We start from the raw sequence: 15,066 nt of genomic DNA on the forward strand, positions 1-15,066 counted from the left end.
CTTACTTCGAGCCGAAAATGCGCTGCAACAACCCCGGCTTTTGATAGTCGGTAAAGCGCATGGGCTTGTCCTCGCCCTTGAATCGGCTCACCACGTCACGGTAGGCGTCGGCCACGTCGGTGCCGTCCAGATGAATCGCCGGCGTGCCCTGGTTGGAGGCATGCAGGACCGATTCCGACTCGGGAATCACGCCGATCAGTTTGATCCGCAGGATTTCCTGAATGTCCTCGAGCGACAGCATCTGGCCGTCATTGACCCGCTTGGGGTTGTAACGCGTGATGAGCAGGTGCTCCTTGATCGGCTCGCTGCCTTCGATGGCGCGCTTCGTCTTCGACGACAGAATGCCCAGAATGCGGTCAGAGTCGCGTACCGAGGACACTTCCGGGTTCGTCACCACGAGGGCTTCGTCCGCGAAATGCATGGCGAGCAGCGCGCCCGATTCGATACCGGCCGGCGAATCGCACACGATGTACTCGAAGCCCATGTCGCTCAGGTCCTTGATGACCTTCTCGACGCCGGCTTGCGTGAGCGCTTCCTTGTCGCGCGTCTGCGAGGCGGGCAGGATGAAGAGGTTCTCGCAGGACTTGTCCTTGATCAGCGCCTGGTTGAGGTTCGCCTCGCCCTGAATCACGTTGATGAGGTCATACACCACGCGGCGCTCGCACCCCATGATGAGGTCGAGATTGCGCAGACCCACGTCGAAATCGATGACTGCCGTCTTGTGCCCCTGCAAGGCGAGGCCGGCGGAAAAGCTGGCACTGGTCGTCGTCTTGCCGACGCCACCCTTGCCAGAGGTCACCACAATCACTTTTGCCATCTGTCGATGCCTTCCCAAACTTGAGGATGAAATTAGCTACAAATCATTTGAGCCCGAGGGGCTCGAAAATCAGTTTGTCGTCTACCAGCCGCACCTGCACCGACCGCCCCTGAACTTCAGGCGGCAGCGCATACTCGCCGGTCCGGTATATGCCGGCGATGGAAATCAGCTCGGGTTCCAGACAGGTGCAGAAGATGCGCGCATCGAGCTTGCCCTTCACACCTGCCAGTGCCCGCCCCCGCAGCGGCGCGTAAATGTGAATATTACCTTCCGCGATCACCTCGGCCCCATAACTCACGAGATCGAGAATGATCAGATCGCCCTTCGCATAGATCTGCTGACCCGAGCGAAGCGGACGGTCGATGATGGTCGAAGGAATCGCCGACGCCTCGGAGGGCGTCGGCGCGGCGGGCGCCACCGCCTCGGCCACACTCGCCTCGGCGTCAGCCTCGCCCGCGCTTTCGCGGGCCGCACGCGGCACTCGGCGCTCGTGGCTGTCCAGTCGCGGAAGACCGTCGACGACTGCCCACTCGGCCTGTTCGGCATTGGCGACCACGCCGATGGGTTTCATGCGGAATTCGGCCAGCATTTCGGCCAACGCGGGCACGGCAACGCGCTCGTCGCCCGCCAGCCGGCGAACGTCGATGGCGACCGTGTCGCCTGCAAAAAACTCCGGGGTCGCCTCGAAACGTTGCGCCAGCTCCGAGCGCAGAGTGTCCAATTGCGGCGTCTTGACAACGAAGTGCAGGGTATCGACGGCTCCACTGCGTAACTCGAAGTACGGCGTTTTCTTTTGCGGCATGTCAGGTGGGTGTGCGCGAATTGCTGGCAAATTGGGCCATTCTACCGTTCCTTGCGTGCGAGCAAACCGCAAATCAGCAGGGCACCCCTACGATTTACCCAAATATCACCCTTATTGCACCGCAGCATACATCGGCATTTCGCATGCCATCGGACAGTAGCTGCCGAGCGTGGATTGACACGTTCCTGTCATGGCAAAAGGCTACTCTGGCGGTGGAAAAGTCCGTGAAAACGATTGCTGCACAGCAGCAACGAAAGTGCGAATTTTGTCGCGCAAGTGCCATATTCGTGACCTATCCTTAAAGTCCCTGACGAGGGACCCCTAGTGGAACCGCAAACCGGGAGACGAAGATGCTGAGTCATCATGAATTTGCCACCCTGATGCTGGTGAAGGACGCTCCGGAGCAAGTGGAGCTCAATCGCCCGGACCTCGAATCGTTGCTCGAGAGCAAACTGATCGAATGGGAAGAGTTGGAGCCGGGTGTGAAGTCCCCGCGCCTGACTGTCCAGGGCAAGTACGTCCTCCAGGCCGTCGCCTGAGCGCCCAGCCTGCTGTTGAGGTGTCAGCCGCAACAAAAAAGCCCGCCGGAAGGCGGGCTTTTCATTGTTCGGGGCGCATGGCCCCGATATTGCGGCGCGATTCAACCGTGCCGTACGTCGCCACGACGGGTGCGCCGCCACGTGTGCCGCGCACTCGGGTGCTCGCGGCACCAGTTGCGGTCCACGAGCCAGGCGACGGCCGCGCCGACGACCAGCACGATCACCAACATTGCTATCAAGCTCCCTGTAAGCATGGCGGCCTCCTAACTTCGACATGGCGGGATGGCACGCTTTCATTCTAGGCAATCGCTATCGAAATGGGTACTCGAAAGTCATTCGGGTATACCGCGTTTTGCGTCAGGTCAAAATGCGCCGCATGGATATCGCACGCCTGTCGCGGCGCAGCAATCTCCGGCCCGACGCCGCCATGCCCGTCCGTCGAGACCGGTTCGCCGGACGGCCATCGTGTCATACGGGAAGAATGCTCATAGTGAGTCGATCACACCACCGTCCACGCGCAAGGCAGCGCCAGTGGTGGCCGACGCTTGCGGCGACGCAACATACACCACCATATTCGCGACCTCGGTCGTGCTGGCCGCCCGACCGATGATCGACGACGGGCGGTGCGCTCGCACGAACTCCGCCGCGGCCAGTGCCATGTCGGCGCTCTCGGAAACGCCTGCCTGCCGCAGCATGTCGGCCATGCCGTCGGACAGCGTCGGCCCCGGCAACACCGCGTTGACCGTAACGCCCGTGCCGCGCATGCGCTTGGCCAGGCCGCGCGACACGGCCAATTGCGCCGTTTTCGTCATGCCGTAGTGAATCATGTCCTCGGGGATGTTCAGGGCGGACTCAGAGGAGATGAAGATCACGCGCCCCCAACCTCGCTGCGCCATGCCGGGCAGGTAGGCCCGCGACAGGCGCACGCCGCTCATCACGTTGATGTCGTAGAACCGCTCCCACTCGCTGTCCGGGATGTCAAAGAAATCCAGGGGCCCGAACACGCCCGCGTTGTTCACCAGAATGTCGACATCCGGCACGGCCGCCACGAGTGCGTCGCACCCCGCGGAGGTCGACAGATCGGCCGCCACGCCACGTACCTGTGCATGCGGCAGTGCTTCGCGCAACCTGTCAACCGCCGCGTCGACGCTCGCGGCCGAACGCCCGTTGACGATCGTCGTCGCACCGGCACTCGCCAGTCCGTGAGCAATCGCGAACCCGATGCCCGCTGTCGACGCGCTCACGAGCGCGAGCTTGTCCTTCAGATCGATATGCATGCTTGAACTCCTGAAAATTCCGAATGTCAGGCGATCGCGCCGCCCGCGTCGATGAGCACGGTCGAACCCGTGGCGCTCGGCGTGCCCGCGAGATAGAGAATCGAGTTGGCCACATCGTCGGCGGCCACGACGCGACGCGCCGGCAGGCGCTCGCTCGCGTTTCGATACATCGTCTCGCGGTCGGCCTCGGTCAGTTTGTTCCAAAGCGGTGTGACCGTCAGCCCCGGCGACACGGTGTTCACGCGAACGGGCGAGAGTTCGAGCGCGAGCCCGCGGCCGAGCGCCTCCACGGCGGCATTGATCGCACCCTGCACCACCGACGCCGTGCTCGGACGCACACTCAGGTAGCCCGACGTGAGCGTGAGCGAACCACCGTCCTCGATACGCGCATACCTCGCCACGTGATAAGTCCCCCAGAACTTGCTGTCGAATGCCGCGTGAGCGTCTTCGAGCGAGAGTTTGCGCACCTGCCCCGTGGGCGTCTGGGCCGCGGAAACCACGACGTGCTGCCACGGGGCGTGCGCCGCAAAAAATCGTTCCACGGCGTCGGCGTCGCCGGTATCGAGCACCACCGCACGGGCAGTGCCGCCAATCGTGGCAAGTGCGTCGTCGAGCTTCGCCTGACTGCGCGAGGCGATCGTCACGGCCGCGCCTGCCTTTGCAAACGCTTGCGCCGCCGCGCGACCGATGCCTGAACTGCCGCCGATGACCAACACGCGCTGACCTTCGAAATTGAACATGCTGAGACTCCTGAATGAGCAAAAGTAACCCTGGCGGAAATGCGACATCGACGCCTGCCGCGCGCCGCAGCGCAAAAGGTGTCGCGATGTCATGCGGCTATTGTGATCCCTATTGCAAAAAGCGATAATCCCTCGAAAATCGGAATCACTCTCTCCATTTTTTTGAGAATCATTGCCGGATGATCGACCACACGCTCGACCTCGCCCTGTTCGACCGCATCGTTGCCACGGGCAGCCTGTCGGCGGCCGCGCGCGAGATGGGGTTATCGCTCGCGGTCGTGAGCAAGCGGCTCGGACTCCTTGAGCAGCGGCTCGGTGTGCGACTGCTCAATCGCACCACGCGCAAGCAGGCATTGACCGAGGAAGGTCAGGTGTTTCACACGTGTTGTCGGCGGATCCTTGCGGAAATTGCCGAGGCGGAGCGACTGATGACGCAGCAGTCGGACACCGTCGGCGGCGTGCTTCGCATCAGCGCGCCGCGCGCGTTCGGCCGCCGCCAGCTCGCCCCACTGCTGGTGGCGTTTCGCGAACGGCATCCGGACTTGAAAGTGCATCTGTCGCTGAGCGATCTGTGGGTCGATCTGGTGGCGCACGGCATCGATGTCGCGATCCGCGTGGGGACCTTGCCCGACTCCAGCCTCGTCGCTCAGGAACTCGCGCCCAACTATCGCGTGCTCATCGCCTCGCCCGACTATCTCGCACGGCGCGGCACGCCGCGCGACGCAGGCGACCTGCAACAACACGATTGCATTCTGTTCGGCAACTCCCCGCATGGCGACTGGCGATTCATATGGCAGTCCGAAACGGTTCGGGTACAGGTTCGCGATACGTATGTCGTCGACGACGGCGACACGGCTCACGAGCTCGCGCTGCACGGCGCGGGAATCGTCCAGAAGTCGATCTGGGACGTCGGCGACGATATCGAAGCGGGACGCCTCGTGCGCGTGCTGCCCGAGCTGACGATTCCGGCCTCACCGCTGCATGCCGTGTATCCGCACAGCCAGCACCTGGCGCCTCGCACGCGCGCGTTCGTGGACTTCATGCGGGACCGGTTGCGCGCCGCATGGCGCTGGCCGGCGCGTTGACGCCCGGCAACGTCGCCCCCCTACGCCTCACCGGCGCGTTCGACGGCGCCGGCACGCGCCTGATCCGCACACCGCAAAACAAACGCCGCGACGCCCTTTCGGGCATCGCGGCGTTTTCATGCCGGATGACGCCTGACCCACAGGCGCGACGCACATGCGGCTCACCGTCCGCCCGCGTCCGTGGTTCGGCACATGTCGGACGCGTCGAACGACCTCAGGCGGCCTTGTCCATCTGACGCTCGCCGCCCACGGCCTCGACGAGATCGTCGAGCATGCGGGCGAGTTCGCCGGTCATGAGGGCCACGTCGGCGTCGAACTTCTCGGCCTCCCCCTCGGCCGTCGGATCGGCGGCGTCCTTGATGATGTCGAGCGGCGTCACACGCTTGATGATGAACGCATCGGTGAGCACGAACGAGATGCGGTCGTTCCACGTCATCGCCAGCTTGGTGCAACGCTTGCCCGCCTCGATGTGCTGACGAACGTCGGCGCCGTCGAGCGGGTGCGCCACGTAGCGCACGGCGGCCTTCTCGTCGGTATTCGAGCGCAGTTCCACGTCCTGGTCGACGGTGAACCCAGCCGGCGCGTCGTTGCCCGCCAGCCACGACGTCATCACCGCCACCGGCGCCTCGTTGAGTTCCACGCTCTCGAGCGTGATGTCGAGCGTCTTGAGCAACAGGCTGCGCACTTCATCGGCCTTGGCGGGCGAAGCGGCGTCGATCACCAGCCAGCGGTTGACTGGATCGATCCACACGCGCGTGTCGCGACGGATGCCGAACGCGCGTGGCAGCAACTCGTCGGTGACCTGCTCCTTGAGCTCGCGCATCTGCTTGCGCCCCGGCTTGAAGCCCTGCTGCTCCTCGAGCTCGGCCGCCCTCGCGCGCGTAACCTGATTGACGACGGTCGTCGGCAGCAGCTTCTTCTCGGCGCGGTACGCCAACAGGAACTGGCGGTTGACGCTATGCACGAGCTCCCCGCCGTCTCGCGGCGGCGCCCAACCCTGCACCTGCATTTCGAGGCTGCCGCCCTCGCGGAAGGCGTGCTTCTCGAGCGCCTCCTCCATTTGCGCGACGCTCATGGACCAACCGGCAGGAATTCGGTGCAACTGAAGATTCTTGAACCACATCGGCATCACCGCAAAAAGCAAAAGCGCGATTTTACCAGTGCCGCGCGATCGCGCGAAATGCACGCGCGTGAAACGCCCAAGTCGGATCAGAGGAAGCGGTCGAGGATCTTGCGGCTGGCCTTGTCGAGCCTGGACGAATCGCGAATCAGGAAGTGGATGCCGTGGCTGTCGGTGATGAGCAGCGTCTGCGCGCCGAGCCGGCGAATGTCTTCCTCGCCGCGCAACACGAACCTGGCCTCGCCGCGGTTGGTCTCGACCGTCCAGGTACTGGGCGTCGCGTACGTCGACACCCCTTTGATGCGCAGCACCTCGGGCATGAACTCGCGTGCGGCGAGTTCTTCCTGCACCAGCGCACGCATGCCGGCAGGCAGCGTGTCGAGCGAGTCGAGCCAGACGAGTTCGCGGCCTTCGAGACTCACGAGCGCCAGGCCTTCGCCAGGCGCGGCAATAGGGAAGGCGCGCACCGGCACCACGCCTTCGTGGGCGATGCCGGCGGCATCGGTGAGCACCAGACGGCCAAAGGCGTTGCGCGACAGGGTGAAATCGATCTGCATGGGAGTCTTCGCGAACGGTTCAGTTGACGGACAGCGGCTGGGCCGGGGCGGCAGTCACCGCGGCCACGCTCGCGGCGGCCTCGGCCGATGCCACGGCCTCGTCGGTGTCCGTGTCGACGTTGCGCTGCTGCGCCTGGTAGAGCTTGTAATAGGCGCCCTCGCGCGCGATCAGTTCGTCGTGGTTGCCCACTTCGACGATCTTGCCGCGATCGAGCACCACCAGGCGATCGGCCTTGCGCAATGTCGAGAGACGGTGCGCGATGGCGATCGTCGTGCGCCCCTTGACGAGGTTGTCGAGCGCCTTCTGAATTTCTTTTTCGGTAGCAGTGTCGACCGACGACGTTGCCTCGTCGAGAATCAGGATCCGCGGATCGATCAGCAGCGCGCGCGCAATGGAAATTCGCTGACGCTCGCCGCCCGAGAGCGCCTGGCCGCGCTCGCCCACGAGCGAATCGTAACCATGCGGCAGACGCAGGATGAATTCATGCGCGTGCGCGGCACGCGCTGCGGCGACGATCTCGGCACGCGTTGCGTCGGGCTTGCCGTAAGCGATGTTGTCCGCGATCGTGCCGAAGAACAGGAATGGCTCCTGCAACACCAGGCCCACATTGCGGCGGAAGTCGGAGACCGGCAGCGCGCGGATATCCACACCGTCGATCTGGATTGCCCCCTCCGCCACATCGTAGAAACGGCAAATCAGGTTGACCAGCGTGCTCTTGCCCGAGCCGCTGTGTCCGACCAGACCGATCATCTCGCCCGGCGCGATGCGCAGATCCATGCCCCGGATCACCGCCCGGTTGCCGTAACGGAAGCCGATGTCGCGCAGATCGATGGCCCCCTTCACTTCCTTGAGGTGCACCGGATTGACCGGCTCGGGCACGTTCGAGACGTGATCGAGGATGTCGAAGATGCGCTTTGCGCCCGCGGCGGCCTTTTGCGTGACCGACACGATGCGGCTCATCGAATCGAGACGGGTATAGAAACGGCTGATATAGGTAAGGAAGGCCGTCAGCACGCCGACGGTAATCTCATGCTTCGAAACCTGCCAGATGCCGAAGATCCACACGACAAGCAGGCCGATTTCCGTCAGGAACGTGACCGTCGGCGAGAACAGCGACCACACCCGGTTCACACGATCATTGACCACGAGGTTGTGGCGGTTGGCCTCCTTGAAACGCGCCACCTCGCGATTTTCCTGCGCGAAGGCCTTGACCACGCGAATGCCCGGAATGGTGTCGGCCAGCACGTTGGTGATTTCGGACCAGATCCGGTCGACCTTCTCGAAGCCGTGACGCAGCCGGTCGCGCACCAGATGAATCAGCCACGCAATGAACGGCAGCGGCACGAGCGTGACCAGCGCCAGCCACGGATTGATCGATACCAGAATGACCGCCGTCATGACGATCATCAGCACGTCGGTCGCGAAGTCGAGCAGGTGCAGCGACAGGAACACGCAGATGCGGTCGCTTTCCGAGCCGATGCGCGCCATCAGGTCGCCGGTGCGCTTCCCACCGAAATATTCCAGCGAGAGACGCAGCAGATGCGAATACGTGGCCGTACGCAGATCGGCACCGATGCGCTCCGACACTTTCGCGAGCAGGTAAGTGCGCGCCCAGCCGAGCACCCAGGCCACCAACCCCGCCCCCAGCAGCCCCGACAGATACTTGCCGACCAGCATGTAATCGATCGGCTTGCCGTTCTGGAACGGAATCAGCACGTTGTCCATGAGCGGCATCGTCAGATACGGCGGGATCAGCGTGGCACCCGTGGCGCAAAGCGTGAGCAGGAAGCCCGCCAAAAGCTGGAAGCGATACGGCCTGGCGAAACGCCACAATCGCAGCAACGCCCATGTCGAAGGCGGGGCCTCCGCTTCCGGGTTGCACTGTGCGCACTCGTCGTCGCCCGGTGGCAGTTCGGCCTGGCAGATCGGGCAGACGCCCGGTGCTTCGGGCTCGTGGCGGGCGGCATGACCGGCGACGAGCGCGTCGCGCTCACGCACGATGGTGTCCATCAACGCCAGCGCTGCCGGGTTGTGTCCCAGGGTGTAGCGCCAGGTGGCCAGTTTCTCGCGGGCGTCGCAGAGCTCGAGCGAGCCCACGCCGGCGTGGTCGGTATGCGTGATCGACAAGTCTGCGCGATACGGCCACGATTGCCAAACGTGGGTCGCGGGCGTCGGCCGGCCGCTTTGCGCCTCGCACGCCAGAATGCGCCGGTCCGTCGCCACGGCGACACCCTGCGCGAAGTGAAGCCGGGCGTCCAGATCGAGCGATAGCCACGCCAGCACGGTTTCGCCGTCGGCCAACCGGGCCGCAAGCGACGGATACCACGGCTCGGCGGCGGCGTTTCGGGTGGATGCGAACGACACGGAAGTCGAGGCGCCGGCGGGGCGGCTCTCGGAGGATGCGGTCGGGGTGGCGGCGGAAGAAGCCGCCGGAGCGGAGGTGTCGGTCATTGCTGCGGCAGACGTGTCCTCAAGGGGCGGACATCGGCAAACGGGGTCGAAAACGAGGCGAACTTTCCCTGTCAGTCCGCGAAATTGCCGCAAGTATAACCACAGCGACGCCTTTTGCGGCGCGGAGTTCCCGCATGACACGGTGCAACATGGAAATATTGTTGCGACGGTCAACCGAATGTGAATTTTTGCGTTAAGTAACCAGTTAACTGTAAGAGCGCGACTGGCCGTGCCGTCTGAAACCGGCCTTGCCGACCTCTCCCAAACCCGCCCTCACGCGTAATTAGCCTTAGATGAAAAAGAAAGACATTGAGATTTTCGATGTCCTGTCGCTGCGCGGCCCGAATATGTGGACATATCGGCCGGTGCTTGAGGCATGGGTCGATATCGGCGAACTCGAGGACTTCCCGTCCAACAAGATCCCGGGGTTCCCCGAGCGGCTCTCCGAGTGGCTGCCCACGCTCATCGAGCATCGTTGCAGCATTGGCGAGCGCGGCGGGTTTCTTCAGCGCCTGCGCGAAGGCACCTGGCCGGGCCATATCCTCGAACACGTCACGCTCGAACTCCAGAACCTCGCCGGCATGCCCGGCGGCTTCGGCAAGGCACGCGAGACACCGATCCGGGGCGTCTACAAGGTCATCGTTCGCGCCTGGCATGAAGATGTGACCCGCGCGGCGCTGTTCTCGGCGCGCGACCTCGTCATGGCGGCGATCGAGGACCGCCCCTACGACGTGGAGGCCGCCGTGGAGCACCTGCGCGGCCTGGTCGACAAGCACTGCCTTGGCCCGAGCACGGCGTGCATCGTCGATGCGGCCGACGACCGCGACATTCCGCATCTGCGACTGTCGGACGGCAATCTCGTGCAACTGGGCTACGGCGCCGCCGCGCGCCGCATCTGGACGGCCGAGACCGACCGCACCCCGGCCATCGCCGAGAGCATCTCGCGCGACAAGGACCTCACCAAGCAACTGCTCGAATCGTGCGGCGTGCCCGTGCCGGAAGGCCGGCTCGTCGACAGCGCCGACGACGCGTGGGAAGCGGCCGAAGACATCGGCCTGCCGGTCGTCGTGAAGCCTTACGATGGCAACCACGGTCGCGGCGTGTTCATCAATCTCACCACGCGAGAAGAGGTCACCACAGCGTTCGAGGTGGCACTCGAAGAAGGCAACGGCGTCATCGTCGAGCGCTTCGTGCCGGGTCTCGAGCACCGCCTGCTGGTGGTGGGCGGACGCGTCGTGGCGGCTGCCATGGGCGAAACGGCGTCGGTCGTCGGCGACGGCCAGCACACCATCCTGGAACTCATCGAGCGCCAGATCAACAGTGATCCGCGTCGCGGCAGCGCCGAGGACCAGCCGCTCAATCGCGTGCGCATCGATTCGTCCGCGCGGCTCGAACTCCGGCGTCAGGGCTTCGACGCCGACTCGGTGCCGCCCGAGGGCAGGAACGTGCTGATCCAGCGCAACGGCAACGTTGCGTTCGATGTCACCGACCGCGTGCATCCGAGCGTGGCCGCGCACGCCTCGCTCGCCGCACGTGTCGTCGGGCTGGACATCGCCGGCGTCGACCTGGTGGCCGAAGACATCTCCCGCCCGCTCGCCGAGCAGCGCGGCGCCATCGTCGAAGTCAACGCCGGGCCGGGCCTGCTCATGCATCTGAAGCCGGCCGACGGTTCGCCGCGCCCCGTGGGCCGCGCCATCGTCGACCACCTCTTCCCCGACGGCGACAGCGGCCGCATTCCGGTCGTCGGCATTACGGGCACCAACGGCAAGACCGTGACGGCCCGTCTGCTCACGCACCTGCTGCAACTGGCGGGCGAGCACACCGGTCTGGCATGCAGCGACGGCCTGTTCCTCGACAAGCGCCTTGTCCAGAGTGGCGACCGCGCCAACTGGGACGCCGCGAATCGCGTGCTGATGAACGCCAGCGTGACCGCTGCCGTCTTCGAGAACGACAACACCGCCATTCTCTCGGAAGGCCTCGCCTACGACCGCTGCCAGGTCGGCATCGTGACGAACATCGACCGCCCCGACCATCTGGGTCAGTATTTCGTCGAAGACGTCGACCGAATGTTCAGCGTAATGCGCACCCAGGTCGATGTCGTGCTGCCCGACGGCGTGGCCGTGCTCAATGCCCGCGATCCGCTGGTCGTGGAAATGGCCGAACTGTGCGACGGCGATGTGATCTTTTTCGGGCTTGACGAGCATCTGCCGGCCATCGCCGAGCACCGTGCCGCCGGCAAGCGCACCGTGTTCGTGCGTGATGGCCAGGTGGTGCTCGCGACGGGAACGGAGGAAGTCGGCGTGGGCGCCACGGCGAACATGCCGCTGACGTATGCCGGCCGGGTCGGTTTCCAGGTCGAGAACGTGCTCGCCGCAGTGGCTGCCGCCTGGTCGATGGGCGTGGCGCTCGAAGTGCTGCGCGCCGGTGTGACGACGTTCGACGTCGGCCAGGTCGATGCACCGGGCCGCTTTACGTTATTCGAGAAGCAGGGCGCCACGGTCGTGGTAGACGACGCACACAACGCGCCGGCGCTCAAGGCACTGGCCGACGCCCTGGCCACCCTGCCCGCCGAGCGCCGCATCGCAGTCTACGGCCCGGGTCTGGACCGCATGGACGAAGACCTGCAAGCCGAAGGCCGCCTGCTCGGCCAGACCTTCGAGCGCGTAGTGCTGTGCGACGACTTGAGCGTTTCCCGCAAGCATGGGCTGGCGCAATCGCGCGCCCAGCTTCGCGCCGGCATCGAAGCGGTGGAGCGCAAGGTGCAAGTGGTCGACGCCGGCACCCGCCGCACGGCGGCCGAAGCGGCGCTGGCCGAACTGGCGAGCGGCGATTTGCTTTTGCTGCAGGCCGACGAAGGCGGTGCTGCCGCGATGCTCGATCTCGTGCATCTGTGGATGGGTCAACCGATGCGGGCCATGGCCGCCTGAAGCCCCCGAGTCGTTGCCGCGCCTGAGCGGCGGTTCGCGGGCGCGTCCCGCGCCGCCGTCTCCGAGGCGCCTGTTAGTTTGTTACCGAACACCCAAGCCACAGTCGTTTTTTCTCGCCAACCAACCGGTATACAGGGACGCGAAGTGGACAGACAGGGATTGCAATTTATGGAAGTCTCCCGTATCCGCGCGCTGCGCGGTCCGAACCTCTGGAGCCGTCACACCGCCATCGAGGCGATCGTGACCTGCACCGATCTGGAATACTCGATCGGCAATCTGGCCGGTTTCGAGGCCCGCCTGCGCGCCCGCTTCCCCGAGCTGCCCGCGCTCACGCCGGACGCCGAGGAGCGTCCGGTGTCGCTCGCCGACGCGCTCGCCACCACGGCGCTGCACCTGCAAGCCGCCGCCGGCTGTCCGGTCACGTTCAGCCAGACGACGCAAACCATCGAGCCCGGCACGTTTCAGGTGGTGGTGCAGTACAGCGAGGAGCCTGTCGGTCGCCTCGCATTCGATCTGGCGCAGCAACTTATCCACGCCGCACTCGAAGACACGCCGTTCGATCTGCCCGACGCCCTGTACCGCCTGCGCGATCTCGACGAAGACGTGCGTCTCGGCCCGTCGACCGGCTCGATCGTGTACGCCGCCGTCGCCCGGGGCATTCCCTATCGCCGCCTGACCGAAGGCTCGATGGTGCAGTTCGGCTGGGGCAGCAAGCAGCGCCGCATTCAGGCCGCAGAAACCGACCGGACGTCAGCGGTGGCCGAGTCGATCGCCCAGGACAAGGACCTGACCAAGACGCTGCTGCACGCGGCCGGCGTGCCAGTGCCGCTTGGCGGTACCGTGCGCGACATCGAAGCGGCGTGGAAGCTGGTGCAGGAAATCGATGCGCCCGTCGTCGTCAAACCGCGCGACGGCAACCAGGGCAAGGGCGTGGCCGTGCGCCTGCGCACGCGCGAGGAGATCGAAAAGGCCTTCGAGGTCGCGCAGGACATCTGCCGCGACGTGATCATCGAGCGCTACATCCCGGGCCACGATTTCCGCCTGCTCGTGATCGGCAACAAGCTGGTGGCCGCGGCGCGTCGCGACCCGCCGCAAGTGACCGGCGACGGCGTACACACCGTGCGTCAGCTCGTCGACGCGGTGAACGCCGACCCGCGCCGGGGCGAAGGGCATGCCACGTCGCTGACCAAGATTCGCTTCGACGATATCGCCCTCGCCACACTGGCCAAGCAGGGGCTGAGCGCGGACTCCGTGCCGGAGGCCGGCGCGCGTGTCGTGCTGCGCAATAACGCCAACCTGTCGACCGGCGGCACCGCCACCGACGTGACCGACGACGTCCATCCGGAAATCGCCGCGCGCGCGGTGGCCGCGGCGCTGCAGGTTGGGCTCGACATCGCCGGGGTCGACGCCGTGTGCGAAACCGTGACCAAGCCCTTCGAGGAGCAGGCCGGCGGCATTGTGGAAGTCAATGCCGCGCCGGGACTGCGCATGCACCTCCAGCCGTCGTACGGCAAGGGTCGCGCAGTGGGCGAAGCGATCGTCTCCACGATGTTCCAAGACGGCGACGACGGACGCATTCCGCTCGTGGCCGTGTCGGGCACGAACGGCAAGACCACGACGGTGCGCCTGATCGCTCACCTGATCGCCCAGCAGGGACTGCGCGTGGGCATGACCGGCACCGACGGTATCTACATCAGCGGCCAGCGTATCGACACGGGCGATTGCAGTGGCCCGCGCAGCGCGCGCAATGTGCTGATGCACCCGGATGTGGATGCGGCCGTGTTCGAAACCGCGCGCGGCGGCCTGCTGCGCGAGGGTCTGGCCTACGACCGCTGTGACGTGGCCGTGGTGACCAATATCGGCATGGGCGACCATCTGGGCCTGTCGTACATCAATACGGTCGAAGACCTCGCCGTGCTCAAGAGCGTGATCGTGCGCAATGTGTCCCCGAGCGGCATGGCCGTGCTCAATGCCGCCGATCCGATGGTGGCGCGCATGGCCGACGCCTGCCCGGGCGACGTGACGTACTTCGCAACGGATGCCACGCACCCGGTCCTGGCTACGCATCGCGCCAAAGGCAAACGGGTGGTGTATGTCGACGGTGACAGCATCGTCACGGCCCACGGCGCCGAGCAGACGCGCTACGCCCTGTCGGCGATCCCGCTCACGCGCGGCGGCGCCATCGGCTTCCAGGTCGAAAATGCGATGGCGGCGATCGGCGCGGCCTGGGCGCTGCACATCGATGCGACGACGATCCGCGCCGGTCTGGCCACGTTCGTCAACGATGCGGGCACCGCCCCGGGTCGCTTCAACGTGTTCGACTACAAGGGCGCAACGGTCATTGCCGACTACGGTCACAATCCCGACGCGATCGCCGCGCTCACGCAGGCCGTCGAGACGATGCCGGCGCGTCGCCGTTCAGTGGTGATTTCGGGCGCGGGCGACCGTCGTGACGAAGACATCCGCCGCCAGACCGAAATCCTCGGCGACGCCTTCGACGACGTGTTGCTCTACCAGGATCAGTGCCAGCGCGGCCGCGAGGACGGCGAAGTGCTCAGGCTTCTGCGCGAGGGGCTCGCCGGGGCACGCCGCGCCAGCCACGTCGACGAGATCCATGGCGAGTTTCTCGCCATCGATACGGCACTGGGGCGTCTGCAACCGGGCGACCTGTGCCTGATTCTCATCGACCAGGTCGACGAGGCACTCGCGCACATCGGCCAACGCGTCGCCGAGGCGGCGGCGCACTGAGC

12 protein-coding genes are annotated in these 15,066 nt (G+C 65.3%); 4 read left to right on the top strand and 8 right to left on the bottom strand.

Annotated elements, in window-relative coordinates; genetic code table 11:
- Position 1: 1 nt before the first annotated feature.
- Complete coding sequence (gene minD / locus PMO31116_RS02275) at positions 2 to 817, bottom strand: septum site-determining protein MinD (protein WP_023595729.1); 816 nt, start codon at positions 815 to 817, stop codon at positions 2 to 4.
- A 43-nt stretch (positions 818 to 860) separates the two neighbouring features.
- Positions 861 to 1,619, bottom strand: a complete 759-nt coding sequence (gene minC / locus PMO31116_RS02280; RefSeq protein ID WP_150565265.1) for a septum site-determining protein MinC — start codon at positions 1,617 to 1,619, stop codon at positions 861 to 863.
- Between the two features lie 350 nt (positions 1,620 to 1,969).
- Between minC and PMO31116_RS02285 the strand changes: the two genes are divergently transcribed.
- A complete protein-coding gene (locus PMO31116_RS02285; protein WP_023595727.1) occupies positions 1,970 to 2,158 on the top strand; it encodes a hypothetical protein in 189 nt (62 codons plus the stop codon).
- A gap of 101 nt (positions 2,159 to 2,259) precedes the next feature.
- On the opposite strand, the gene PMO31116_RS23585 is transcribed toward PMO31116_RS02285, so the two are convergent.
- From PMO31116_RS23585 to PMO31116_RS02295, 3 genes are all read right to left on the bottom strand, one after another.
- A complete protein-coding gene (locus tag PMO31116_RS23585) occupies positions 2,260 to 2,412 on the bottom strand; it encodes a hypothetical protein (protein WP_174970755.1) in 153 nt (50 codons plus the stop codon).
- A gap of 231 nt (positions 2,413 to 2,643) precedes the next feature.
- Entirely contained in the window at positions 2,644 to 3,435 is a 792-nt protein-coding gene (locus PMO31116_RS02290; RefSeq protein WP_150565266.1) for an SDR family NAD(P)-dependent oxidoreductase, read from the bottom strand.
- A 26-nt stretch (positions 3,436 to 3,461) separates the two neighbouring features.
- Positions 3,462 to 4,175 carry an SDR family oxidoreductase gene (locus PMO31116_RS02295; RefSeq protein ID WP_150565267.1) on the bottom strand — a complete coding sequence of 238 codons (714 nt, stop codon included), beginning with the start codon at positions 4,173 to 4,175 and terminating at the stop codon, positions 3,462 to 3,464.
- Positions 4,176 to 4,354: 179 nt separating this feature from the next.
- On the opposite strand from PMO31116_RS02295, the gene PMO31116_RS02300 reads away from it, so the two are divergent.
- Positions 4,355 to 5,260, top strand: coding sequence for a LysR family transcriptional regulator (locus PMO31116_RS02300; RefSeq protein WP_150565268.1), 906 nt, complete (start codon positions 4,355 to 4,357; stop codon positions 5,258 to 5,260).
- Positions 5,261 to 5,474: 214 nt separating this feature from the next.
- On the opposite strand, the gene PMO31116_RS02305 is transcribed toward PMO31116_RS02300, so the two are convergent.
- The 3 genes from PMO31116_RS02305 to PMO31116_RS02315 form a co-directional block, all read right to left on the bottom strand.
- Entirely contained in the window at positions 5,475 to 6,383 is a 909-nt protein-coding gene (locus tag PMO31116_RS02305) for a recombination-associated protein RdgC (protein WP_150565269.1), read from the bottom strand.
- Between the two features lie 86 nt (positions 6,384 to 6,469).
- Positions 6,470 to 6,937 (bottom strand): cyanophycin metabolism-associated DUF1854 family protein, encoded by a 468-nt coding sequence (locus PMO31116_RS02310; RefSeq protein WP_150565270.1) that lies wholly within the window; start codon positions 6,935 to 6,937, stop codon positions 6,470 to 6,472.
- 19 nt (positions 6,938 to 6,956) lie between these two features.
- Positions 6,957 to 9,389, bottom strand: a complete 2,433-nt coding sequence (locus PMO31116_RS02315) for a cyanophycin metabolism-associated ABC transporter (RefSeq protein ID WP_150565271.1) — start codon at positions 9,387 to 9,389, stop codon at positions 6,957 to 6,959.
- Between the two features lie 293 nt (positions 9,390 to 9,682).
- Between PMO31116_RS02315 and cphA (PMO31116_RS02320) the strand changes: the two genes are divergently transcribed.
- The gene (cphA, locus tag PMO31116_RS02320) at positions 9,683 to 12,316 is read left to right on the top strand and encodes a cyanophycin synthetase (protein WP_150565272.1); all 2,634 of its coding nucleotides are present in this window, start codon (positions 9,683 to 9,685) and stop codon (positions 12,314 to 12,316) included.
- A 168-nt stretch (positions 12,317 to 12,484) separates the two neighbouring features.
- Positions 12,485 to 15,064, top strand: a complete 2,580-nt coding sequence (cphA, locus tag PMO31116_RS02325; RefSeq protein WP_150565273.1) for a cyanophycin synthetase — start codon at positions 12,485 to 12,487, stop codon at positions 15,062 to 15,064.
- Positions 15,065 to 15,066 lie beyond the last annotated feature (2 nt).

This window comes from Pandoraea morbifera (assembly GCF_902459575.1).
GTDB classification, from domain to species: Bacteria; Pseudomonadota; Gammaproteobacteria; order Burkholderiales; family Burkholderiaceae; genus Pandoraea; species Pandoraea morbifera.